Annotated in this window: 16 protein-coding genes and 1 pseudogene; 7 read left to right on the top strand and 10 right to left on the bottom strand. The window is 60.7% G+C overall.

What is annotated here, in order from left to right:
• From GY725_09445 to GY725_09435, 3 genes are all read left to right on the top strand, one after another.
• Positions 1 to 1,054 (top strand): lipid-transfer protein (locus GY725_09445; GenBank protein ID MCP4004405.1); only part of this gene is annotated, 1,054 nt, incomplete at its 5' end.
• A gap of 12 nt (positions 1,055 to 1,066) precedes the next feature.
• Positions 1,067 to 2,245 (top strand): steroid 3-ketoacyl-CoA thiolase, encoded by a 1,179-nt coding sequence (locus GY725_09440; GenBank protein MCP4004404.1) that lies wholly within the window; start codon positions 1,067 to 1,069, stop codon positions 2,243 to 2,245.
• A 10-nt stretch (positions 2,246 to 2,255) separates the two neighbouring features.
• Entirely contained in the window at positions 2,256 to 3,176 is a 921-nt protein-coding gene (locus GY725_09435) for an SDR family NAD(P)-dependent oxidoreductase (protein ID MCP4004403.1), read from the top strand.
• 36 nt (positions 3,177 to 3,212) lie between these two features.
• Here the strand turns inward: GY725_09435 and GY725_09430 are convergent, their stop codons facing one another.
• Entirely contained in the window at positions 3,213 to 4,004 is a 792-nt protein-coding gene (locus GY725_09430; protein ID MCP4004402.1) for an SDR family oxidoreductase, read from the bottom strand.
• 52 nt (positions 4,005 to 4,056) lie between these two features.
• On the bottom strand, positions 4,057 to 5,403 hold the full coding sequence (locus tag GY725_09425) for an aspartate aminotransferase family protein (GenBank protein ID MCP4004401.1): 1,347 nt from the start codon (positions 5,401 to 5,403) through the stop codon (positions 4,057 to 4,059).
• A gap of 91 nt (positions 5,404 to 5,494) precedes the next feature.
• Here GY725_09425 and GY725_09420 point away from each other — a divergent pair, with 91 nt between their 5' ends.
• Positions 5,495 to 6,670 (top strand): beta-lactamase family protein, encoded by a 1,176-nt coding sequence (locus GY725_09420; GenBank protein MCP4004400.1) that lies wholly within the window; start codon positions 5,495 to 5,497, stop codon positions 6,668 to 6,670.
• Here GY725_09420 and GY725_09415 read toward each other — a convergent pair.
• The 8 genes and pseudogenes from GY725_09415 to GY725_09380 form a co-directional block, all read right to left on the bottom strand.
• The gene (locus tag GY725_09415; GenBank protein ID MCP4004399.1) at positions 6,652 to 7,821 is read right to left on the bottom strand and encodes an MFS transporter; all 1,170 of its coding nucleotides are present in this window, start codon (positions 7,819 to 7,821) and stop codon (positions 6,652 to 6,654) included. The two genes, GY725_09420 and GY725_09415, sit on opposite strands and share 19 nt — an antisense overlap.
• A complete protein-coding gene (locus GY725_09410) occupies positions 7,818 to 9,143 on the bottom strand; it encodes an MATE family efflux transporter (GenBank protein MCP4004398.1) in 1,326 nt (441 codons plus the stop codon). Before GY725_09410 ends, GY725_09415 begins: the two co-directional genes overlap by 4 nt.
• 100 nt (positions 9,144 to 9,243) lie before the next feature.
• Entirely contained in the window at positions 9,244 to 10,119 is an 876-nt protein-coding gene (locus GY725_09405) for a TIGR03620 family F420-dependent LLM class oxidoreductase (GenBank protein MCP4004397.1), read from the bottom strand.
• A gap of 395 nt (positions 10,120 to 10,514) precedes the next feature.
• Positions 10,515 to 13,307 (bottom strand): annotated as a pseudogene (locus GY725_09400) (hypothetical protein).
• Between the two features lie 170 nt (positions 13,308 to 13,477).
• Entirely contained in the window at positions 13,478 to 14,242 is a 765-nt protein-coding gene (locus GY725_09395; GenBank protein MCP4004396.1) for an NYN domain-containing protein, read from the bottom strand.
• A 30-nt stretch (positions 14,243 to 14,272) separates the two neighbouring features.
• Positions 14,273 to 14,938 (bottom strand): hypothetical protein, encoded by a 666-nt coding sequence (locus tag GY725_09390; protein MCP4004395.1) that lies wholly within the window; start codon positions 14,936 to 14,938, stop codon positions 14,273 to 14,275.
• 222 nt (positions 14,939 to 15,160) lie between these two features.
• Positions 15,161 to 15,709: a hypothetical protein gene (locus GY725_09385; protein ID MCP4004394.1), complete on the bottom strand. Its 549-nt coding sequence runs from the start codon at positions 15,707 to 15,709 to the stop codon at positions 15,161 to 15,163.
• Positions 15,710 to 15,779: 70 nt separating this feature from the next.
• Positions 15,780 to 16,760: an HDOD domain-containing protein gene (locus tag GY725_09380; GenBank protein MCP4004393.1), complete on the bottom strand. Its 981-nt coding sequence runs from the start codon at positions 16,758 to 16,760 to the stop codon at positions 15,780 to 15,782.
• Positions 16,761 to 17,069: 309 nt separating this feature from the next.
• On the opposite strand from GY725_09380, the gene ppk1 reads away from it, so the two are divergent.
• The 3 genes from ppk1 (at position 17,070) to GY725_09365 (ending at position 24,921) form a co-directional block, all read left to right on the top strand.
• Positions 17,070 to 19,166, top strand: coding sequence for a polyphosphate kinase 1 (gene ppk1 / locus GY725_09375; protein MCP4004392.1), 2,097 nt, complete (start codon positions 17,070 to 17,072; stop codon positions 19,164 to 19,166).
• Between the two features lie 273 nt (positions 19,167 to 19,439).
• Positions 19,440 to 21,866 carry a mechanosensitive ion channel gene (locus tag GY725_09370; GenBank protein MCP4004391.1) on the top strand — a complete coding sequence of 809 codons (2,427 nt, stop codon included), beginning with the start codon at positions 19,440 to 19,442 and terminating at the stop codon, positions 21,864 to 21,866.
• A gap of 43 nt (positions 21,867 to 21,909) precedes the next feature.
• Positions 21,910 to 24,921, top strand: a complete 3,012-nt coding sequence (locus GY725_09365; GenBank protein ID MCP4004390.1) for an MMPL family transporter — start codon at positions 21,910 to 21,912, stop codon at positions 24,919 to 24,921.
• The last annotated feature ends 113 nt before the right edge of the window (positions 24,922 to 25,034 follow it).

Raw genomic sequence — 25,034 nt, 5'->3', positions numbered from 1 at the left:
CGAAGATGCGGGGATCGACCCGAGTGAGGTCGATGGCCTGACCAGTTTCACACTCGATACGAACGACGAAGTCGACATCGCGCGCGCGGTCGGGATTGGCGACGTGACGTTCTACAGTCGCATCCCGTACGGAGGTGGCGCAGCGATCGGTGTGGTGCACCAGGCCGCGATGGCCCTGGCCACGGGATCGGCAAAGTACGTGGTGGTGTACCGCGCGCTCAACGGCCGCTCCGGTCAACGCTATAGCGAAGGTGTCTCGGGCGATATCGTGACGGCCGACCTGATCCACTGGAGCTGGTACATGCCCTGGGGTCTGATGACGCCCGCCAGCTGGGTGGCCATGTTCACGCAGCGCTATATGCACGACTACGGCGCCAAGGCCGAGGATCTGGCCGAAGTCGCTCTGGCGATGCGCGGGCACGCGGTCAACAATCCGGCGGCGTTCTTCCACAAGCGTCCTCTCACGATGGACGAGTACATGGAGGCGCGCTGGATCGCCGAGCCGCTGCGCCTGTACGACTGCTGTCAGGAGACAGACGGTGGTTGTGCTGCGGTGATCACGACACCGGAACGCGCAAAGGACGCAAAGAACCCGGCCGCCTTGATCCGGGGCGTCGCGACGGCCTTTTCCGCAGAGCAGGAGCAGATGACCAGCTTCTACCGCGACGACATCAGCTACCTGCCCGAGATGGAACTGGTCGCGAGCCAGATGTACGAGATGTCGGGCCTCGGCCCCGACGACATCGATGCGGCGATCATCTATGACGCCTTTTCTTCGATCGTACTCTTCCAGCTCGAGTCCTTCGGCTTCTGCAAACGCGGAGAAGCAAAAGACTTCATCAACAACGGCGCCTTGAAGGTCGGCGGTCGCTTGCCGACGAATACTCACGGCGGCCAGCTTTCAGAAGCGTATATCCACGGTGTGAATGGAATCGTAGAAGGCACGCGATTGATCCGCGGAACTTCCACGAATCAACCCGAGAAGAACGATCACGTTCTGGTCACCGCTGGCGTGGGTGTGCCCACGAGCGCAATGATCCTCGGAAAACTCTAAGGGAGAGACGAGATGTCTGAATCCGTCATCGTAGAAGCGCTGCGTACCCCGATCGGTCGCGGCAAGATGGGCAAGGGAGATCTATCCGGTTTCCACGCAGCTCAGGTTCTGGGTCAGCTGCAGATGGGCCTGGTGGAGAAGGCCGGAATCGAGCCGAAAGACGTCGAGCAGGTTTTTGGTGGCTGCGTCACGCAAGCAGGGGAGCAGTCGAATAACATCACCCGTCACGCGTGGTTGTCGAAGAGCGACGATTACACCACCGCGGGAACGACGGTCGATGTTCAGTGCGGCTCCGGGCAGCAGGCGAACAATCTGGTCAACGCGTTGATCAAGGGCGGCAGCATCGATTGCGGGCTCGCCTGCGGAATCGAGTTGATGAGTCACGTGGGCCTGGGCGCCAACGTGATCAACGGCCCCGGCTACTTTCAACCGCCCGACTATCCCTGGGATCAAGCGGCTTCGCAGTTCATCTCCGTGGAGCGGATCGCACAGAAGTGGGGCATCGAACGCAAGGATGTCGACGAGTTTGCGCTGCGCTCGCAGAATCTGGCCGCCCAGGCGCGAGATCAGGGGCGCTTTGAGCGCGAAATCCTGCCACTCGACGCACCCGCGCTCGGGGCCGACGGGGCACCCACCGGTGAGACTCGTCGCGTCGATTCCGATCAGGGTCTGCGCGCGACCACGCTCGACGGTCTCGCACAGTTGAAGCCGGTAGAAGAAGGTGGCATCCACACCGCGGGAAACTCCTCACAGGTTTCCGACGGTGCCGCGGGTCTGCTGTACATGACGCCGGAGAAGGCAAAGGCGCACGGGCTACAAGCTCGGGCGCGCATTCGTCAGGACGTCGTCGTCGGAGCGGATCCCTACTTTCTGCTCGAAGGTCCAATCGATGCGACGAAGAAGGTGCTCGAAAAGAGTGGAATGAGCATTTCGGATATCGATCTCTTCGAGTGCAATGAGGCGTTTGCCGCGGTCGCGCTCGCGTGGATGCGCGCTTTCCCCGACATCGATCTCGATCGCGTCAACGTGAACGGTGGCGCAATTGCTCTGGGCCATCCGGTCGGGGCAACCGGTTCGCGCCTGATCGTGACTGCGCTTCACGAACTCGAACGACAGAACAAGAACACCGCACTCATCACGATGTGCTGCGGTTCGGCGGTCGGAACGGCCACCATCATCGAACGCATCTAGGAGCTGAAAAATGGGAATCCTCGACGGAAAGGTCGCGATCGTCACGGGAGCGGGTCAGGGTCTGGGTCGCATTGAGGCGCTCGAACTCGCGAGCCACGGTGCGAGTGTCGTGGTCAACGACCTCGGAACGGCATCGGACGGCACGGGCGCGAGCGAAGAACCCGCGAAGTCGGTCGTGGAGGAAATCGAGAACCTCGGAGGCAAGGCCGTGGCTGCATTTGGCGACGTCGCGGACTGGGATGCCGCGCAGAGCATCGTGCAGGCGGCGGTGGATCACTTCGGCGACTTGAACATTCTCGTGAACAACGCGGGCTTCTCGCGCGACGGCATGATCGTGAAGATGACCGAGGAGCAGTTCGACTCGGTCATCCGCGTTCACGTCAAGGGTCACTTCTGCATGATTCGCCACACCATGTCGTTCTGGCGCGAAAAGTCGAAGGCATCGGGCGGTGAACCGCTTTACGGGCGCCTGATCAGTACCGCGTCCGACGCCTTCTTGATGGGAAATGTAGGCCAGCCGAACTACGCGGCCGCCAAGGGTGGGATCACTTTCCTTACGCTCTCGGCCGCGCGCGAGGCACAGCGCTTTGGCGCAACTGCGAACGTGATTCTTCCTCGAGCACGTACCCGCATGACCATGCAGGGGCCCTGGGCGAGCATCTTCGCAAAGCCGGAAGAAGGCTTCGATCAGATGGCGCCAGATCACATCGGCCCCGTCGTCGGCTGGCTGGCGTCTCCCCACGCATCTCATGTTTCGGGAAATCTCTTACAGGTCTGGGGCAAACACGTTCGCGTTTACGAGCGACCGCAGCCCGCTCTGGACTTCGAAAATGAGAACGAGTGGAGTATCGACGAACTACAGAAGGTCCTGGGCCCGTTCTTCGACGGCAAGAAGCCCGTCGAAGACTCGTTTGCTCTGCCTATGGCCTAGAGTCCATCACTTCAGTCTGGCTGAATCCCGCGTGGGTTAGAGGTCCGGGATCTGGAACGGGAAGTTGCTCGCCTCGATGCCTCCATCGATCTCGAACATCTTTCCCGTAACGAAACTCCCGGCGTCAGAGGCCAGGTAGGTTGCGCAGATCGCGATGTCTTCCGTCGTTCCAAGGCGCCGCAGCGGCGTCAGGTTTTCCATCTGCTCGCGTCGTTCGCGGTCCTCTACGAAGGGCCCGAGTGCCGAGGTCTCGACCGATCCCACCGCAATCCCGTTCACCCGGATTCTGGGGGCGAGTTCAACGCCCATCAGGCGCGTCATATGGGCGAGGGCGGCCTTGGCGGTGCCATAGGCGACGAAGCCTCGGTCAGTGAAGCGTCCCATCGCGGAAGAGATGTTCACGATGCTGCCTCCTCCGGCCGTCTCGAGCATCGGAGGAATGGCGAAGCGACTGAGCAGGAAGGCGGACGTCGCGTTGAAGCGAAAAGCATCTTCGAACATCTTTTCGCTCGTGCGCAGGATCGGCTTCGGCGGAGTGCCACCGGCGTTATTGACCACAACGTCGATGCGGCCGAACTCCTTCATCGTAGCCTCGACCAGGTTCTCGAGCTGTTCGCGCTCGGTCACGTCACATTGCACCGCGAGTGCCCGCGAGCCATTCGATCGTACCGTTTGCGCTACTTCGTCGATCTGCGACTGCGTGCGCGCCGAGCAGACGACGTGGGCGCCGACCTCGGAAAACGCGGTGGCGATCCCTGCACCGATTCCGCGTCCTGCGCCCGTGACGATGGCGACGCGATCCTTCATCTGGAAGCGATCCAGGATCATCTAGGAACTCCTTGTTGATAGAGGCTGTAGCCCGACTCTTCGAGCCGCCTGTTCAGCCCGCGAGTTGTGCGTTTGCGCGCTCGACCGCACTGGGAATACCGATCTCGAGCGCGTTGGCGATTCGTTCGATGTCATCGTCGTCGATGATCAGTGGCGGGCCGAGTGTAATCACGTCGCGCGCCGGGTCACAGCCGCCCGGGTACACCATCACACCTTGGGCGAACGCTGCGCCGAGGACTTTGTTCGTCATCCCGATGGAGGTGGGAAAAGGTTCTAGCGTGTCTCGATCGCGAACGATCTCGATGGCCAGAAGCAGCCCGCGTCCGCGGATCTCTGCGACGTTTGGGTGGGCTTCGAGACCGGCCAGGCGTTGCCTCAGGCGTTCGCCCATGACGGCGGCGCGCTCGACCAGGTTTTCCCGCTCCATGATTTCGAGCACTTTGTCAGCAACCGCACATGACGCCGGATGCGCCGAGTAGGTGTAGAACATCAGCTCATCACCGGCATCGCCGATTGGATCGACGACTTCGGGTTTTGCCGCGATCGCGCAGAGTGGCGCGTAGCCACCGGTCAGCCCCTTTCCACCGATCAGGATGTCGGGCACCACACCCCAGTGGTCGACCGCGAAGCGCTTGCCTGTGCGTCCGAAGCCGCTCATGACTTCGTCGGCGATCAGCAGCACGCCGTGCCGTTTACAGATCTCCGCGACCCTTGGCAGATACTCATCCGGCGGCGTCAAAGCTCCAGCCGTCGAACCGCCGATCGGTTCCACGATGAACGCAGCAACCGTATTCGGGTCTTCTCGCTTCAACACGGCTTCGAGTTCCTCGGCGCAACCGATCTTGCAGCCGGGGTAGCTCTTGCCGAGCGGACAGCGCAGGCAGAAGCAGGCGGGAGCTTTCGGAAGATCGACCAACCACGGCTCGAAGCCCTTGCGCCGCTTCGTGTGTCCACCGACGGCCAGCGTAGTGAGAGTCGTGCCGTGGTAGGAAAGATCACGCCCGATCACCTTCCAGCGCTCGGGCCGGCCGGCGGACAGGTGGTGCTGTCGAACCAGGCGAACGGCCGCATCGACGGCGTCGGAACCGCCGCTCGTGAACACGATGCGACTGAGACCCGGCGGCAGCCAGCCGTCGACGAGCCGTTCGACAAGTCTTACGCGGCTCTCGCTGGCGAAAGGCGGGACCAGATAGCTGATCTCTGCGGCCGTGTCGGCGAAGGCATCGGCAACCTCGCGTCGTCCCTGGCCAATGTTCACCACGACCGCGCCGCCCGCGGCGTCGAGTATCCGCTGGCCGTCGGGAGTGATGAGGTACGCGCCTTCGGTTTTCGCGATCTGGAGCGGTGGCGCTCCCTTCCTCGCGATCAAAGGGAACCGCTGAGTTCGTGCGTCATCCATCGGCTCATGCTACCACCTGCGTCGATCAGCGGGCGCTGCCTCGAAAGGAGTAGAATCGCTCCACGAAAACGTGAACTTCCCAGGAGCAGGTGTGAGCCAGTCACTGAAGATCAACGGTCATTTGGAAGCCCGATTCGAGCCCATCAAGCGCGTATTCGAAGCGTCGCTTGCCGCGGGAGAAGAAGTCGGAGCCGCTGTTGCGATCACTCTGCACGGTGAGCCCGTCGTGGACCTCTGGGCGGGGCATTCGGATCAAGCGAAGACCCGCGAGTGGCAGGAGGACACGATTGCCAATGTGTACTCGACGACCAAGGGCATGACCGCAATCTGTGCTCACCAGTTGGTCGATCGCGGAGAACTCGACCTCGACGCACCGGTTTCGAAATACTGGCCGGAATTCGCGCAGAACACCAAGCAAGATCTTCCGGTTCGCTGGCTACTCAGCCATCGCGTAGGGCTTCCGGCGGTCAAGGAACTACTACCGCCCGAAGCTCTGTATGACTGGGATGCGATGGTCTCGGCTCTGGCTGCGCAGGAACCCTGGTGGAAGCCGGGTCAAGCGCACGGCTATCACGCTGTGAGCTTTGGCTGGCTGGTTGGCGAGGTCGTACGTCGCATCTCCGGCCGGAGTCTAGGCCGCTATTTTCGCGAAGAAATCGCCGAGCCTCTGGGTCTGGACTTCATGATTGGCACGCCCGACGAACACCACGAGCGCATCGCGGAAATGAGCGCCATGGCGATGCCCGAACCGGAAGCCGATGGGCCCAACCTCGGTGCCGCAATGCTCATGGATCCCGAGGGCATGCTCGCACGAGCGTTCATGAACCCGCCTTCGATGGCACTCGGCCCCAATACGGCGGAATGGCGGCGCGCAGAGATTCCGGCGGCCAACGGTCACGGCACAGCGCGTTCTCTCGCGCGGGTGTACGGTGCGCTGGCCAACGGTGGCGAGCTACAGGGTGTGCGCGTATTGACTCCGCAGAGCATCGAGCGCTGCCACACCGAGCAGTCGCGCGGACCCGACGAAGTGCTGCAGATTTCCACGCGCTTCGGCCTGGGCTTCATGCTCAGCCAGGGAACCCGCGACACGAGCTTTGGACCCAACCCACGGGCCTTTGGGCATCCTGGAGCTGGGGGCTCGCTGGGTTTCGCCGATCCCGACACGGGCATCGGCTTCGGCTACGTCATGAACAAGATGGGGCCGAGCATCGTCATCGATGCGCGCGCCGCGAATCTGATCGAGGCGACCTACGCGTCGCTCGCGTGAAATCCAGTTCCACGGACTTTGAGTGCAACCGGGAGCACGAGCCCGAGCGCGAGCAACGAGCAACCGGATACGAGCAGGCCCAGTGCGGGATAGGACGCCGTCAGCAGGAGTGTTCCGGCGCTCGCGGGTCCCGCAGCGCTACCTGCGGACCAGAAGCCGATCGTGGCTGCTGCCCAGCGCCCCTCTTTGTCGAGTTCCGCAGCGGTTCCCATCAGGTAGGGCATTGCGAAAAGGAATGTGAACGTCCACAAGAGCAGCATGCCCGAGTACAGCGACGCGTTGCGGGAAGCACCTAGCAGGAGCGTCGCCAGCGCGATTCCGATCAATCCCAGAGTGAGTGGGCCGAGGCGCCCGCGACGCGTGCCCAGCCAGCTGGCGAGTCCGGCGCCCAGCAGTCCGAAGATCATCGTCACTGCGAGCACTCCACCGATTTGGTCGCGCGACAGGCCCACATGCATGCCGATCCGCTCCGTGAATGCCCACATGGCGGAGCCTCCGAGCGCGAGCGCGAAGAAACCAACCATGAGTGCAACGCCGTAGCCCATATGTGTTTTGCGGCTGTGCTGTGCACGCGTCGCTCCACCAGGTGCGTCGGGTAGGAAACGAAGCAAAGGCAGGCAAATCAGGCCTACCACGAGTAGAACGCCGAAGCCTCCAGCGTATCCGAAGGGTTCGATGAGATAGGGCAGAACGGCCAGTAGGACTCCGGCGCCGGCGCCGCCGATCAGGGCCAGCCGTGCGGAGACGCGTTCGGGATCCACTGCCCCTGCAATCGAGGCGTTGGCTGTCGCGAAAGCCGCGCCTTCACCGATGCCCGCAATCAACCGAGCGAACAGCAGAGCTTCGAAGCTCATCGCGCGAATCGAAAGGGCCTGGCCGACACATGCAATCACCGCACCGGCAATTGCGAGTCGTCGGCGGGGCAGTCGATGGATACGCGGTGCGACCAGTAGCGAGACCGCTGCCACCATGCCGATCTCGACCGAAGCGAGTAGGCCCGCAGCTGCTTCACTGATGCCGAGACCATCGATGACGGCACCTAGCAGAATCGGCAGCGAGCCCTGTGCTGCGAAACCGATTGCGGCACCGGCAAGTATTCCGATCAGCATTCCCGGCGGGTCAGAGGCGTCGACTTCGGGATCTACATTCAAGAGGTCAACTCCACTGCGCCGCTTTCCGAAGCGGGGCCGCGCAGACGTATCCAGACCACGAGCGACGATGCCACGAGGATCAGGCCGATGCATAGCCCCCACCACAGGCCGACCAGGCCCCAGTTGGTGCGCAGTGCAAGATAACCACCTAGCGGCAATCCGATCAACCAGTAGCTGATCAAGTTGAAGACCATCGCGGGTCGCACCCTTCCCATGCCGCGGAGGACTCCACAGGCCACCACCTGTGCCCCGTCGAACACCTGGAATAGTGCGGCGATTGGCAATACCGACGCGCAGAGCATCACGACCTCCAGATCGGAGGTATAGAGGCGCGGGAGGAAATCGCGAAGCAGGACCATGACTGTACCCAGCACGGCCATGATACCTGCACCCATGGCCATCGAGACCCACGCGGCCCGCTGTGCATCCAATGGCTTTCCTGCACCGATCAGATTCCCCACCCGGGTTGTGGCCGCCTGTGCCACACCGAGAGGTAGCATGAAGGTGATCGAGGCCATATTGATCGCCACGGTGTGCGCGACCAGGTGGACCGGTCCCAGCATTCCGGCGATCAAGGTGCCCAGGGAGAAGGCCCACATTTCGAGGGAAACCTGGATCGCGATCGGGAAGCCCAGGCGGATGATTTCCCTGAGGCCTTTTGGATCAACCGCCTTGCGGCTCCAGCCAACCCACGCGCCGCGGTGCAGGCTGAATGCGCGTACGAAGAGGTAGAGGCCCACGAGACTGAGGACCTGTGTCAGGGAGGTCGCGACACCCGCACCGATCAGGCCGTACGCGGGGAAACCCAGATGGCCGAAAATCAGAATCCAGTTCAGGAAGATGTTCACGGCGTTTGCAATCAGAATTACCCAGAGGGCGGGGCGCACGAGTTCGCGGCCCTGGAGGTATTGACGCAGCACGCTGTAGACCATGTAGAAGGGCAGGCCCGGGATTCGTGCGAGTGAGTAGGCCTGCGCGTCCGCACTGAGTCCCGGATCCTGTCCGAAAAGCAGCAGGACGCTCCCGGTCTGGAGCACCAGCCAGATCAGAGGCACGCTGATGAGGACCGCCAGCACCAGTCCGCGTTGTAAGGCGACGCCCAGGCGCTGGCGATCACGCGCACCGTGCGCCTGCGAGAAAATCGGATCCAATCCGAAGAGCACGCCATTTGCGAACATGGTCATGCCCCAGAGCCACACGTTGGCGATCGACGCCGCACCCAGGGCTTCGACACTGACTCGTCCGAGCATCAGCGTGTCGATCAGCCCCATGAGCATGCCGGAGAGCTGGGTAGCGGCAACCGGGACCGCGAGGGCGACCATCCGGCGAATCTCGAGACGCAAAGGCGACAAGACGCTCTGGAATGCCGGATCGACGGCCTTCAGTCAAGAGGCCTGGTGTCGAGTCGTTCCAGCGATTGCTTCAGCGGCCCGGGGCCAGGATTTCGAGCACTCGATCATCCGGCAGGGGCAGTCCTTGCGGGTGGATCGGCTGGACGCAAACATGGCTGGCCCCCGCATCGAAATGGGCTTGTACCCGTGCGGAGATCTGTTTCTCGCTACCCCAGGCGACGACTGCGTCGATGAAGCGGTCGCTTCCTCCGGAGTCGAAGTCGGACTCCTCGAATCCCAGGCGCTTCCAGTTGTTGCGGTAGTTGGGCAGGCCGATGTAGATGGCCGCGTTCTTGCGCGCCAGGTTTCGAGCTTTCTCTGGGTCGGTTTCGAGCAATACCTTCTGCTCCACACATAGCCAGGCGTCGCTTCCCATGATCTCGCGGGCCTGTGCAGTGTGTTCAGGAGTCGTGAAGTAGGGATGCGCACCCTGTGTCTTCTGCGCCGCCAAAGCCAGCATTTTCGGGCCCAGTGCCGCAATCACGGTGGGTGGTTCTTCGGCTGGCGCCGGACCGGCGTAGATCGCCTTTTCCATCGCTTCCAGGTATGCGCGCATCGTCGACAGCGGTTTGCCGTAGCTATGACCGCGCACGCTTTCGACCATCGGCTGATGAGACACGCCGATGCCCAGCAGGAAGCGGCCTTCCGACTGTTCGGCGAGCGTGCGTTGCGCCGCGACCATTGCGCCCGGGTCGCGTGCGTACAGGTTCGCGATTCCGGTCGCGACGATCAATCGCTCTGTATTCGCCAGCAGAAAACCCGCGTGTGCGAACGGATGGCGTCCGATGGCTTCAGGCAACCAGAGCGCGGAGTAGCCCTGTGCTTCAATCTTCCTGGCGAATTCCGCAGCCTGGGCCGCCGGCATGCCATCTGTAAAGAACCAGACTCCGAGTCGGCCGAGTTCCATCACAGCGATACCGCGGCTGCACATGTCTGGGACGCACCCGGTGCAAGGCCCTGGATTGCCCGTTTCAAGACCGCAAACGTCAGGATGTCGCAGTCGGTCGAGCCGCCGGTCACCGAGCAGCGGTCGGCTGCGGCTCCCAGTGGACTACCGGACGGGTCTGCGAGGTGAGTGCGCAGTGTGTCGATGTCGGTGTCGTTCACGACTCCCGTCCCCGCAAGATGCCCGCACTGACACTCGTCTCCGATGCCGTCGGCAAGTGATCCCGTGCCTACACCTCCGACGTCCGTTTGGGTCGAATTTGCGCGGAACGCGCAGTTGTCACACACCGCACCGCGACCATCGGAGTCCGCATCGCTGTGATCTCCACTGCCATTGCTGGGACAGGCATCGTCGGCGTCCAGAAGCGCATCCTCGTCGCGATCGATGCCGCTTCGTGTACCCATACCCGGAGGAACACAGGTGAAAGTGAGTTCCTGTCCGGCCGTTTCGGCGAGGGCCCGCAGGTTTGGATCGCTGAGCAGCGGATCAGAGGTCGAATCGGGGATGAAGTTGCCCGCACCCGAATCGTAGAGCCAGCCTCGCGTAGCGCCAGCGATCGAAGCCTTCGCAATCAGGTCGCATTCGGTGACGCTGCCACCGACTTCCTTCGAAACGAATGCGGCGGCTGCACGGGCTTCGAGCAGGTCGATGCGCGCAGCGACGCCCGCATCGTTGGGATCGGAAAGCGTGATCTGCTGGCCCACGATCGGTGCCAGATCAGTGTCGAAGGCGAGCATGTACTCCTCCATGTCGCGTCGTTGAGCATCGCCACCGTCAAATCCCACAGACCCATTCTCGTTGAAGAGCACGGCTTGAAAGAAGTCGAACAAACTGGCGACACTGCCGTCGTGCAGGAAGCCGAAGCCGCGGATCTGATCGCCCTGGTGTGGCAAGGCCTGGGGATTCTGGAAGGCTATGTCGGGCATGCCGAACATGCCGACTTTCTGGTACATGTTTCGCAGGTGCGGGATCTTCAGAATCTGTGGCTCTCCATCAAAGCTGTCATTCGTACTGGTGCCGAAGTGCCCTTGCACGGCGTCGAGTTGGTGACAGCCCTCGCAGGTGAATCCCGAGAAACCGGGAAGCGTCGGATCTCCATCCGATAGGCGTGGCCCCAGATAGAAGTCCCGGCCGTTTTGTTGATCGGTCGTCAGTGAGTTGTCGAGCGCGCGAACCGGGTTCGGGGGCATGATGATCTCTCGCGCAAACTGCGAAAACAAGATCATATCGTTGGGATCGATGGTCGAAGCGCGACCCACGAGACCCGGGAACGCCACGTTGAAATTGACGAAGCTGTGATTCGGGTCGACAGCAAATCCCGGGTCCGCGCGATCACCACGCCAGTGCATGGCACCTGAGTTCTGCAGACCGCGCAGAGTTTGAGTGGTCATTGGTCCCTTCATCGGATGGAAGATATTCATATCTCCCGTACCGTTGATGTCGGGCGGCACCAGGTCTGCGATAATCAGTGCGGCCTGCAGATTGATGAATATCGGGTTGGGCTTCACGTCGTCGTCCGGGTTGCCCAGGTCCCAGGCCAGGCTGTCGAAGTCACCGAAGATGTGACAACTGGAGCACGAAGCTTCACCGTTGCCAGAGGTCTCGAAGGCGTCGTACAGGAACGGCCGGCCCGAAATCACGTAGGCCGGCTCGGGACTGTGCAACGGGAGATTGGCCACTTCGCTACCCGTGCCCAGGTTGATGATCGCAAGCGAGTTGTCGAAGCGCGTCAGCACGTACATGCGGCCACGCGCTTCGTCCAGGGCGATGCCGCTGGGACCGCCACCGGTCACGGAGATGTAGCTGGGGCTCGCCAATACAGGATTGAAGCTGCCCGCTTCCAGCGCCGCCGTGGCGATCACGCCGATCTTGCTCGATCCAAAGGCCGCAACGTAGAGAGTCGCGCCGTCGGCGCTGATGGCCATGTCGGTTGGTGTCGCCAGGGAGTGATTCTTGGCGTTGGGGTCAAAGCCGATGTCGGCAGCGAGGAGGTTGTAGTTGATGTGACTGTTCAAATGCCGGGGAAGGACTGCAGAAGCGCCGTTGGGATCCGTAATCACGGTGACCCTGGTCTCTGCGAGATGACCCTGCACGGTGGAGCCTCCGAAGACGCCCGGTCCTTCGAAGCGCACTTCATTTCGCGCTTCGGTGTTCGATACGTACAGGCTTCCGGTGACCGGATTGACGATCATATTGAACAGAATGGTTCCGACACTCGAGAAACTCCCGGCCTGCGTAAGTGTGCTCGCATCGATTGCGAACACGTCTCGATCGGGCAGATCGAAGAGCACGGCCGCGCTCCAGTCCCGGCCCAGCTCATCGCGGAATTCGCCGGAATTGGGATCGAGTTTGACGATCAATCCGGTCTCGGGTGCGTCTGCAAACGAGTGGTCGGTCGAAGGACCGGGGTTGCCGCCCGGCGCTGCGACGCTACTGCCCGGCTCGGTGCACGGTGTGAACGGTGCGAAACCATCGCAAACGACGCCTTCCGAGACGACCGTCGTCTGGTTGCCCGTGTGAAAACCCGCCGCATACACAGTGCCGCCATCCGGGCTGACGGCCAGTGCACGCGGTGTGTCGGTGAAGAGATCGACGATCTTCAGCGGTTTGCCGCCGAACTCGCTGCCTAGAGCGGTTGCATCGAAGACCCAGACATCGGCCCGCGAGATTCCAGGCGTAGTCAGTTGTGGATCGCCCGCACCCGAAACAGTCGAGATCGAAGCGTCCACTCGCTGCTGGCCGCGATGGGATGTCGTGATGAAGGCCCGATTGCCCCCCGCACCGGCAAAAACGATATCGCGTGGTTCATCGCCGACGAGCAGCGTGCGTACGACACGGGCCGGGGTACTCGTGACGTCGATGATGCTCACGCTATCGGACAGGTGATTGACCACCCAGACTTCGTTGTTGTCGCGCGCGGCGACCGAACACGGCTCCAAGCCTGTGGGAACCGATTCACGGTGCGCGAGCCCGAAGGTCCCGACGTCGAATATCTCGAGTCGGTTGTCGGGAATATTGGTCACGAACAGGGTATTCCCGTCCGGTGAGAGAGCGACCGGTCGAACCGGTCCCGTTTCGAAGGTCGTAAACCCCTGGGCTCGAGCCGGCGACGTGTTTCCGATGACGAACAGGCCGAGCCACAAGAGCATCGGAGTCAACAGGACCCCGAAGCAGGATCTGATCAGCGCACGCATAGGCAGTTTCCCTCCCGGAATTGCCCATGATACACATGGGAACCGCGAGGGGGGATCATTCCGTACTACCCGGAATCGCTTTCTGGAGGCCTCTGGGCGTCAGAGATCCCGAGCTGAAGGATCCGTCAGGAAGATTCTTCCAGCACTTCGTCGATCACCAGGGTTCCGCTGCGTTCGTCGCGTCGCAGGGTTACCAACTGGTTCTTTTCGGCGTCTTCAAGCAACCGCGTGAACGAGCGATACCCATGGTACTCCTCGTTGAACTGCGGCTGCTTGCGCTTCATGGTTTCCTTGACCAGCGAACTGTACAGGTGTTTGTCTTCGCGTTGGAGCGCTTCGACTGCATCGAGTAGCAGTGCGAAAGCTTCCTGCTTCTCTTTGCCGAGGCGCGCCTGGCCCGCACGCTTGCGCTTGGCTGGCTTTCGGACCAGATCATCGTAGAAGATGAACTCGTCGCAGCTGTCGATCAAAAGAGGGCTCGTAGAGTTCTTTACCCCGACGGCCATCGTGTGTTTGTTGTTCTCCCGCAGCTTCGCCACGAGCGGATAGAAATCGGAGTCTCCGGTCACCAGCGCAAAGGTGTCGATGTGTGGCTTCGTATAGCTGAGTTCGAGAGCATCAACGACCATCTTGATATCCGCGCTGTTCTTGCCCGTGATCCGGCTGCCCGGAAGGTCTATCAATTCGACCCCGGCTGCGTGCAGGGGGCGCTTGTATTCGTCGTAACGACCCCAGTCCGCGTACGCCTTGCGAACGACCAGATTTCCCTTGTCGACGAGTCGCGCGAATACAAGGTCGACGTCGAAGGACTTCAGGCGTGCGTCGGAGACACCGATCGCGACGTTCTCTAGATCGATGTACACGGCGATGTTGCTGGTCTCGTCAGCCAAGATTCCTCCTTCGAGTTTCGCGCAGAGCCTTCAGACGCGGATCCAGGGTCGATCGTGCAATTCTGGAGGTTCGGGTAGTCCTGCCCAGACCGCCACCTCTCCAAAGCTGGGTTCGACATAGTCGCTGGGTAGGGCCGAACGAAGCGCGAAAAACGCATTTGGTGCGTAGCTGTCCGTGTGGATCAGAGCGTAACCCTTTTCTTCGCCCAGCTTTCGCAGCGCCGAAAGGCTCGCGCCGTGGTAGTTCGTACCGTCCCAGGAGCGCTCTGGATCGTAGGGTACGACCTCGGTGTCGTGCGGATCCAGGAAGATGTTGTATTCGATCACGACCAGCCGTGGTGTGTGGTCGCGAAGGGCTTTCCACACCCAGTATTCGTTGCTGTCGATGTCGATCGAGAGCAGATCGAATTCTCGGGGCACGCCGTGTCGCGAGAACACTTCATTGATGTTCTCGGCTGTGACCATTTCGCGAACCACCGTGGAGCCGGGTAGTCCGCGCGGGTCGATCAGGAGACCGTCCCAGCCGCGATGGATGCGAAGCAGGGCCGTGTTTGAGAGATTGAAGCCGTCCTTTGCACCGAACTCGACAAAGAACCGGCTACTGGCGCCGATCTCGCTGAAAATCCGTTCGATCACCCCGTCTTCTCCAGATTGGGAGTAGACGCGGCGTTCCCAATTTCGCAGATCGTCGAGCACCGGGAGTTCCTCCATTCGAGACGCTGTCAGGTAGCGTGTACCATCAGGCCCAGATGATGAAAAGGGCCTGAAAGGGCAGTCTAATCCAGCCGGCCGCGGCCGCGCCGCCGATATCGCCCACCAACGCGGGAATTTCCTTGGGTCGGCTCACACGCTGGAGTCTACCAGTCTGGAGCCTGTCTGGCGGGCTGCCGAGAACTCACCCCCACGGGTGGCGTTTGTTCAGAAGTCGCGGTCCATGAGCGTCTTGCGCTCGTCGGCTCGCGCGTTGCGAACGGCTCTGTCGCAGATCTCACGCAGTTTGTCCGAGAGAACGTCCATCACGGCCTCGGATGTGTTCATGCCGTGGCGTTCTTTCACGTACTTCTTCAGCTTCGAGGCGACGATCAGGATTTCGCGCGAAAACTCTCCAGCACTGGAAGGATCAGTCTGCGGTGATTCACCGATGCGAATGCGCCTGGGTGGCCGTTTTTCGGCGCCTCTGCTGGCCTGTGCGTCCGTGGCCCGTGCGACCGGTTTGAGGGCGGACTTCTCCTCACTCTGGGTACGCAGATGAGTTTCGCGGGATGGAGAGCGTTCTTCGAGAGCCCAGGCTTCCCGGTGTCGCATCAGTGGGAGATGTGCGTCCCAGCACGAAGTGGAACAGAACACCAGGCCGGTGCGCTTGCGGTTGCAGGTCGAGACGCTGCAAACCCAATAGGTCTGCGAGAACTCGATTTCGCTTTTGCAGTTGCTACAGCGTCGCCATAGCATGCCCGCTTCACTCATCATTCCCCTCCACGCGCCAATGCCCAATCGTATAGGCGCGCGGGGAGCTTCTCGCCAGGGCAGGGCTAGTCAATCAGACGATTGCGGCTTCGATTTCCTCGCAGTCGCTGCGCACCTGACTCAACTGGCTCTCACTGATCCCTAGTGCCTCTTTTGCCTGCTCCAGAGTCTTGTCCATGCTCAAGTCGACTCCGGAGTGACTCTGCAAGCAGGCGACTTCAATTTCACCCACACCTTCAACATCTTCTTCGCCATCTGGAACTAGACCAAAGCCGCGTTCGTGCGCGATGGATTCCGCCAGGCATACCGTGGCTGCGAGTGGATTAGCCGTCCCTTCGATCATCACCTGATGGTGTGCGCCCAGTACGACCGCGATCGTCTCTGGAAGTTCCCAGAGACCGGCGATCAGCTGGCCGGCCTGTGCATGTACGCGATCGATCGCAGGCCAGATTGCCACGAGGTCGGGAGCCTTCTTCTTTGGACCGGTGTCCGATAGCGCAATCAAAATTGCCGCGATCCCTATATCGTGCATCAGTCCGCACAAAAACGCGTATTCGCCTTCGATCTTCGTGTACTTGCAGATTGCACGCGCCACATAGCCGGTGAATGCACTATGACGACGCAGGCGGTTCATCGTGTCGGCGTAGGCATCAGCGCGGAAGACCCGCATGTTCATGGACGCCTGGAAGACGACATCGCGCAGGCTGTTCAGGCCAATGCGAATGAGTGCCTGGTTGAGTGAAGTAATCTCCGTCTGTCCCGAGTAGATCGCAGACTGCACGAGCTTCATGATCTGGCCCGTGAGCATCGTATCTTTCTCGAGGAGACTGACGATGTCGGCAATCGTCACATCTGGATTCTGTGCCAGGGCCATCAACTCGGTCGCAACACCGGGGAGTTTTGGCGGCTCGTAGTTCGGAGAGTTGAATCTCTCCATCAAACGCGCGGTCATTTCCTCTTCGTCGAGGAGCGCGTCGTCGTCAAAGTCGAGTTTTACCAGGCCTTCGCCGTAACCCTCGTCGGTCTTCTTCTTGCCCATTCCTGTGATCTTCACGCTTCAACCCCATCGCGCTAAGCTGCTCATGGAACAGCATCGGTGCAGTGTCGGTCAGCTTGAGGCAGATGCACTCCCTGGCCATTTTCGGCGCAGTCACGAGGTTCTCGTGGAGGTCTTGCTACCCGCAGCTGTGTGCCATTCCTGCGGATCTTCGCGTCGCGATTGGCTGTGCGAGTGCATTGCTTTCACTTGAACACACACCTGCGACGTGCTGTCGAGCGAGTACTCCAGAAGGGATTGCCTGATTCCCTGCCCAGGGTGGCAAGTCCCGAAATGAAATCTGACTCTTCTTCGTTGAGTCCTGAAATGAGCAACGACGAAATCACGAGTGGATCTGGAGCTTCCTTGCTGCTCCCGTCGCGATTCTTGAACCGCGAACTCTCGCAACTGGAATTCCAGAGGCGCGTTCTCGCCATGGCCGAGGATCCCGAGTTACCGTTGCTCGAGCGTTTGAAGTTTGTGGCGATCTCGAGCCAGATCCTCGACGAGTTCTTTCAGATCCGGGTGGCCGGACTCAAACAACAACTCGATGCTGGCGTTGGTGCGGTGACACCCGAGGGACTCACACCCGCATCCCAACTGCGCAAGATCCGCCGCGAAGTGCTCTCACAAAATGCGCGGCGCATGGATCTGTTGCGCAAACGACTCTTTCCGGAGCTTGCCGAGCGAGGTCTGCATCTGGTCGGCTGGGATTCTCTCTCGCGTGAAGACCGAGATCAATTCGATCGGCTTTTCTACGAGCAGATCTTTCCCGTTCTGACGCCTCTGTCCGTGGATCCGGCGCACCCGTTTCCGTACATCTCCAACCTGAGCTTCAACCTGGCGGTGGCACTCGTCGACCCTTCGAGTGGGGAGACCCGATTCGCGCGACTCAAGGTTCCGTCGATGCTTCCCCGCTTCTGCTTCTTGCCCGACGGAAAGCGCGTTCTGCCTATCGAACAGCTGATGGCCTCGCACCTCGAGGCGCTGTTCCCATCGATGGAAATCGTATCCGTGTTCAGTTTCCGTGTGACCCGCGACGCGGAGCTCTCGGTTGAAGAAGACGAAGCTGAAGACCTGTTGCATGCGATCCAGTCGAGTATCGCGCGGCGCCGTCGTATGAACGACGTCGTGCGGCTCGAGATCGACATCGCCATGTCCGACCAGGTTCGGGAGTTGCTGGTACGCGAGCTGGACATCGACCCGGACGATGTCTACGTGAATGACGGACTGCTTGCTCTCGGCGGGCTCATGGACCTGTATTCGCTCGACCGTTCAGATCTGAAATATGCTCCATGGAAACCCGATGAATCGTTGCGTTCCAGAGAGAGCGAGAGCCTTTTCGATCGATTGCGCGAAACCGACATCCTCGTACACCATCCTTACGAGTCTTTCGAATCCTCCGTCGAGTCCTTTCTCTCGGAGGCCTCTCGCGATCCCAAGGTGTTGGCAATCAAGAACACCGTGTATCGCACGACTTCTGGCCCGAAGAACCCGATCGTCCGCGCTTTGACGCGCGCGGCCCAGGCTGGGAAGGAAGTAGTTGCACTCATCGAGCTGAAGGCGCGTTTCGACGAAGAAGCGAACATCGAGTGGGCGCGGGAACTCGAGCGGGCGGGTGTGCATGTTGTATACGGACTCGTGGGCCTCAAGACGCATGCCAAGGCATCACTGATCGTACGCCAGGAAGGCGATCGGATCCGTCGCTACTGCCACGTGGGAACGGGGAATTACAACGCGCAAACGGCCAGTATCTACGAGGACGTCGGGCTTCTGTCTTCGAATCCGGCGCTGGCGGATGATCTCTCGCAACTGTTCAACTATTTGACTGGTTTCGCTCGACCCTCGGCATACTCGCTCGCGCAGGTGGCACCCACCGGGTTGCGCGAGTTCATACTCGAACAGATCCGCGAAGAATCACGGCATCCGGACGGGCACGTGATCATGAAGATCAACGGCATCTCCGATCCAGAGATGATCGATGCTCTGTATGCGGCCTCGAATGCGGGTGTCGAGATTGATCTGATCGTGCGCAGCGTCTGTTGTCTGCGCCCAGCGGTGCCCGGTCTCTCGGAGCGGATTCGAGTGCGCTCTGTTCTGGGCCGCTATCTGGAGCACTCGAGGATCTTCCGCTTCGGCAGCGATGCGCGCGGTCCGCGCTACCTGATCGGCTCGGCGGATATGATGACCCGGAATCTGAGTCGCCGCGTGGAACTGCTGGTACCCGTCGAACAGCCGGAGTTACGCGATCGTCTTCAGGAGATTCTGGACGCGAATCTCTCGCCCGATGCGAAGCGCTGGGAACTTGCGGCGGATGGTCAGTGGACGCGATGGCCGGAGACCCTCGGACACAGTTCCCAGGAGATCTTGTACCGACTTGCCAGGCGACGTCGAGGAGCGATCGGAAACCCAGCCGACGTTTGAAGCTCAGCGGCGGTTCGTTTCGATCGCAGATTGCGGGGTGCGAACCCGGAGTCGTCCCGGTGGTATGCTGCCGGCCATGACGAGCATCGTCAGAATGCAACCGATCCGAATCGAAGACCTGCGCATCACCCGGGAGCCGGTCGAGGGTGCAGGTCTGCTCCGGTGCACAGTGTCAGAAGTCCATGGCGTCTGACATCGTGCCCAGGTGAACGCGCAGGTTTTGAAGACGTGGCTGTGAAATCGAAGACGCGCCCGATTCGAGAGTGCCTCCTGGTGCTGATTGTTCTGCTGTGCTCTGCGCCGTTCTCGGCGGGGGGCCAGGAAGAATCAGAACCCGAGACTGCACCGGCAGAGCCGATTGCCATTCCGGTTCCGGCCGTCGCCGAATCTGCAGAAGTGCTCGATGCTCGACTTGAATCGATCACGGATCGGATCGAAGCCGAGGCGTCGCTCGATCCGCTGATCCTACAGCTGCCAGAGACCCGTCGACAGATCGCGGAACGCCAGGAAGAGACACGCGCGCAGATCGAAGCGCTGCGGCTCGAAGGGCTGGGTGACCTGGAACGCGAGTGGCAGATTCGCGGGGCGGAACTCCAGGAGACGGCGGGCGGGCTGACGGAACTCGGCGAGGAGTTCGAGTCCCAACTAGAAGAATTGCAGGGCTTCACGGATGTCTGGACGAAGACACGCGAAGCGATCGGCTCGGCGAGTGCACCGGAAACCCTGGAGCTGCGTGTCGATCAGGTGCTCGAGTCGATCTCCAGGACTCGTCTGCGCCTGCGGGAACGACGTGGGCTGATTCTCACCGTGCAAACCAGTGTCGGCGAACTGCAGCGCACCGTCGCCTCGCTTCTGAGCACGATCGAGGATGCGCAGAAGCGCCTGCGCTCTCGTCTGCTTGTTCCGGACCGTCCACCGCTCTGGAGCGTCGAAGCTCTGGCGGGAGCTGAGGGATTCACGGGCAGCGTGACAAAGGTCTCCCGCGATATTGGCGAACAGCTGCGCACCTACTTCGCCACGCGACGGACCGTCGTGTTCCTGCACATCCTGCTGTTTCTGGGATCCGTTCTACTCACTCTCTACTTGCGGCCGCGGACCCGCACCTGGGCCGAACGCGATGAGGGTTTCCGATCGACCGCGCGACTCTTTGACCGGCCGATTGCCCTGGCGGCTTTGATGGCCTTGCTTTTCTCTCCCTGGGTTTACCCAAATGCCCCGTCCGTTCTGAACGATCTGATGGGGCTGCTCTTCCTTCTGCCCATCCTGCGCCTCTTGCCCATTCTGTTGGAATCCTCACTTCGCCACGGTGCCTATGCACTTGCCTGTTTGTATCTCGTCGATCAATTGCGCGCATTGCTCGACTCCGAACCTTTGTTGGAGCGCTCCCTTTTCGCACTCGAGATCGCCGTGGCGTTCGTCGGGCTTCTCTGGCTCTTGCGTCCGGCGCGTGCTTCGCGTCTGCCGCTGGACAACCCGTGGTTGCGGGCGATTGGCATCGCTGCCCGTGTCGCGAGCGTACTGCTTGCAGCCTCGTTTCTACTCAATCTTCTGGGCTATATGGGCCTGGCCCGTCTGCTCGGCGAGGGTACGCTCCGCAGCGCCTACGCCGGCCTCTTCATCTATGTGGCCGTGATCGTCGCCGAAGGTCTCTTGCGCGCGCTACTGCGCGTTCGAATCGTGCAGTTTCTGAATCTCGTGCGCCGGCATCGGCCGGTGATCGTGCGTCGAATTCGCTGGATTGCACGGGCGGCGGGAGTCGCAACCTGGATCTGGGTGACTTTGGAGCACTTCTCGATTGAGGGCCAGACGGTTCGGGCGGTGGACGTCGCGCTCACGACTCGGTTCGGGTTGGGTGAGATCCAGGTCTCACTCGGCGATCTTCTCGTCTTCGCAATCACGATTGCTCTGGCGCTCTTCATCTCGCGGGCCTTGCGCATGCTCCTGGATGAGGACGTCTTGCCTCGGGTCTCACTTCCGCGCGGAGTCGGCTATGCCACCTCTGCAACGGTTCAGTACGCGGTAGCGATGCTCGGCTTTCTGGTCGCAATGAGTGCGGCTGGTATCGATATGGATCGGTTTGCAATCGTCGCTGGAGCCTTCGGTGTCGGTCTGGGCTTCGGTCTGCAGAACGTTGTAAATAACTTCGTGTCAGGCATCATCCTGCTCTTCGAACGCCCGGTTCAGGTGGGCGATACGGTCGAAACCGAGGGCGTACTCGGAGAGGTCAGACGTATCGGTATTCGCTCGAGTACGATTCGCACCTGGCAGGGAGCTGAGGTGATCGTTCCCAACTCGTCGCTGATCGCCGAGCGCGTCGTCAACTGGACCATGTCTGACAGGCAGCGTCGAATCGATCTGAGCGTAGGTGTCGCGTACGGGACCGACCCTGAGCGCGTGCTCGAGATCCTGGATCAAATCGCCGCCGAACACGATGAAATTCTGGACGATCCGAAACCGATCAGTCTCTTCCGCGGTTTCGGCGATAGTTCACTTGACTTCGAACTCCGCGCCTGGACTCCGCGCTTCGAGAACTTCAACCGGGTTTTCAGCGAATTGGCCGTTCGAGTCAATTCCGCGTTTGCACGGGCTAACATCGAAATTCCGTTTCCCCAACGTGACCTGCATCTGAAATCCGTAGAACCCGATGCTGCTCGTTCGTTGCGTGCAGAAGCGTCAGCTTCTGGCGAAGCGGAAGTCTGATACCCTCCTCTCCCGCACTGCGTCAGATCCGGAGAAAAACGGCATGCCCGAAAAAGGAACCTTGCGCTTCGCGCGCTTCGTCGTCCGGCGGCGTGCACCAATCGCAGTTCTTCTGTTAATCGCCACAGTCTTCTTTGCCTATCCGATCGTGAACATGCTGGCAACAGCTCTTGGCAATCCGTTACCTGGTCCTGCGACTTCGATCAGTGCCAACGCACGGGACATGTTTCCCGACCATCCCTACATCCACGCCCAGGACAAGTTCGCCGGTCGTTTTGGGAATGCCTCGCTCGTCGCGGTGGCTGTGACCGTTGAAGACGGCGACATCTTCAACCCTGCGACACTGGCGAAGATCGATCGCATCACGAAGGGACTCGACGGATGGGATTACGATGCGCAGGTCGAGGCGCGCAGGACGATGCTCCATGAACTGGAAGCCATTGGTGACCTGAGCAAGAACGAGATCAGGTCCGAACTCGACGAACGTTTCCCTCCGTATCCCGTCAACCACGACCTGGTGCGATCGCTGACGCATATCTCGACGCGGGTAGTCGAGATCGCGCGCGAAGGCGGCATGACGGCCGAGATCTTCATCGAGGATCTGCCGACGACTCAGGAGGAATGCGACGAGCGCAGGGCAGTGCTCAGAGACGACATGCCTGACTCGATGGGCCGTCTCGTCAGTCGTGACCTGAAGTCTGCTCTGATTACCGCTTCGTTTGTTACCGACCGTCTGCGTAACCCGAACATCTACCGAGCGATATTCGATCACGTCCAGCAAATCAAACTCGCTGAAGAAGACGCCAATACGCGGATATACGTGACCGGGGTTCCGATATTGATGGGCTGGGTGCTCGAACACGCCTGGCAGATCCTGGCCTTCATCGTCGCTTCGGTGGCTCTGATTTTTCTCCTGCTGTGGCTCTATTTCCGACGTGGACATGGAGTCTTGATCCCGTTCGTGTGCGCGGGGGTCACGGTAATCTGGGGGACCGGTTTCACGGGTTGGGTTGGTATCGCCTTCGACCCTCTGGTTCTGGTGATTCCGATGATCATCACGGCGCGTGCGGTCTCTCATACCGTGCAGATGGCGGAACGGTTCTTCGAAGACTACGAGCGGCTGTTTCCTGAGTACGCCGATGCGGAGCAGGCCAAGATCGAAGCGGCCAGCGTCGCGATGGGCGAGTTGATCGTGCCAGGTACGCTCGGAATCATCACCGACGTGGCCGGGCTTCTCGTGATCCTGGTGACGACGATCCCGCAGATGCGAAACCTGGGCATCTTCGGTTCCTTCTGGGTCGCATCGATCGTCATCACCGTCGAGATCCTGCACCCAATCTTGATCTGTTATCTGCCCGTACCCAAGGATCACAGACATCGATCACCGACGATCATGGTCAGCTTTACGGACTGGGTCGGTCGCCTGACGACTCATGCCGTGGGGAAGTACGCGATCGCGGTTATGGCTCTGGTCGTCTTCTGTGCGTCGTCCTACGCGGCGCTTTTTCATTCAGTGATAGGCGACGCGAATCCGGGTACTTCCCTATTCTGGCCTGACCACGACTTCAACCGCGCTGCGGCAGAGGTCACCCGTCAGTTCGGCGGGGCGGATACGCTGGTCGTGTACGCCGATGGCGATCGCGACAACTCTGCGCTCGATGCCAAACCTGTGCGAGACATGGAACGCCTCGAGCGAGAACTCATTCGCCAGACCAACGTCGCCGGGACGATTTCACTTGCGTCGCTGGTCAAGCGCGTCAACGAACAGTTTCGCTACGGCGAACCCAAACAGGCGATCATCCCGGAAAGTGAAGGTGCGGTACGGGGTATTCTGATTCAGATCCGACTCAACAGTCCGCCGGGTGCTCTGGGTCCCATGCTGACCGGAGACGGCCGTGCTGCGAGCATGATCGCGTTCTATCCCGACCACAAGGGAGAAACGATCGAGCGGGCGGTTGCGGTCGCGGAACGCTTCATCAAGCAGAATCCGCTGGGACAGATCTCGGTTCGTCTTGAAGAGAACCGCGCGGACTCTGACGCTCAGTGGTACGAGACGGAAGCGATCAAGGATTTCATCTACTACATGATCGGACCACTGCTTCCGACACGCGCGCATGCGTTGAGCGTGAAGGGGCGACAGTCAGATGGGACCTACGTCGAACGACCGGTGAACTCCGTGGCGGAACACGGCCTGCCGCCCTGGATAGAAGACTTTCGAAAAGAAGCACATGCCCGTTATGCCGAAGAGTTCGAGAAGCTGAGATCGGGCCGAACATTCACGTGGCCCGACGAACTCGCCGACTGGCAGACGGATGAAGTCGACCAGTGGTGGGAGGATACAGAAACCGACGTGCGTGCGGTCGCCGTCGGTACCTCCAGCTTGATCGTGCACGACCGACGAACTCGCGATAGCGCACCGATCTATCAACCTACGCAGAGCTGGGCCCGTGGTGTGCAGTTCGTGATGGCCGGAGGCATCATGGGAATGCTCGCTGCGGTGAACGAAGAAGTGGAACGCAGCCATCTTGCGAACATCTCACTGATCTTCCTGGTGATCTTTCTGTTGCACTCGATTACCTACCGGTCGATTTCCTCGGGTGCGATTATTCTCCTGCAGATTTCCTCCGCAACCATGCTTTCGCTCGCGTACATGGCGGTCAACGGCCTGGGGCTGAACGTGAACACTCTGCCTGTTCAGGCGGTGGGTGTAGGAATCGGTGTCGACTACGCGATCTACATCGTCGATCGCATCCGTCAGGAGACTGCCTTGTGTGGGGACATCGACGAGGCGATACGTCGCGCGATCCGAACGACCGGAATGGCCGTGACCTTCACCGCTACCACCGTGGTGGGCGGTATCTTCTTCTGGGGCTTTTCGAGTCTGCGCTTCCAGTCGGAAATGGCCCAGCTGCTGACGGTTTTGATGGTGATCAATATGGTTGGCGCGATCACGATCGTTCCCGCCCTCTATTCGATCGTGCGCCCCAACGTGGCCCTCAAACAGCTTGAAGAATTCGAGAAGCGAAAAGGTCCTACGGCTTCGACATCTTTCTGACCATGAAGCGCATGACCGGAACCAGGACCGGTTGAAGCGCGCGGGCTACGAGTCGCTTCAGCCCCGTGACCGGTGGTGTTTCGGAAGCGGAGCCGAAGTCGTCGATCCCGAGT

The sequence above is a fragment of the bacterium genome (assembly GCA_024226335.1).
GTDB lineage: Bacteria > Myxococcota_A > UBA9160 > SZUA-336 > SZUA-336 > JAAELY01.
The sequence above is the reverse complement of the archived record's forward strand: the minus strand, read 5'-3'. Positions and strand labels throughout refer to the sequence as shown.

Excerpts from the sequence above, each read along its gene's own strand:
- GY725_09440 (MCP4004404.1), top strand. The coding sequence starts at position 1,067 with ATGTCTGAATCCGTCATCGTAGAAGCGCTGCGTACCCCGATCGGTCGC.
- GY725_09435 (MCP4004403.1), top strand. The coding sequence starts at position 2,256 with ATGGGAATCCTCGACGGAAAGGTCGCGATCGTCACGGGAGCGGGTCAG.
- GY725_09430 (MCP4004402.1), bottom strand. The coding sequence starts at position 4,004 with ATGATCCTGGATCGCTTCCAGATGAAGGATCGCGTCGCCATCGTCACG.
- GY725_09425 (MCP4004401.1), bottom strand. The coding sequence starts at position 5,403 with ATGGATGACGCACGAACTCAGCGGTTCCCTTTGATCGCGAGGAAGGGA.
- GY725_09410 (MCP4004398.1), bottom strand. The coding sequence starts at position 9,143 with ATGGTCGCCCTCGCGGTCCCGGTTGCCGCTACCCAGCTCTCCGGCATG.
- GY725_09405 (MCP4004397.1), bottom strand. The coding sequence starts at position 10,119 with ATGGAACTCGGCCGACTCGGAGTCTGGTTCTTTACAGATGGCATGCCG.
- GY725_09385 (MCP4004394.1), bottom strand. The coding sequence starts at position 15,709 with ATGATGAGTGAAGCGGGCATGCTATGGCGACGCTGTAGCAACTGCAAA.
- ppk1 (MCP4004392.1), top strand. The coding sequence starts at position 17,070 with ATGAGCAACGACGAAATCACGAGTGGATCTGGAGCTTCCTTGCTGCTC.
- GY725_09365 (MCP4004390.1), top strand. The coding sequence starts at position 21,910 with ATGCCCGAAAAAGGAACCTTGCGCTTCGCGCGCTTCGTCGTCCGGCGG.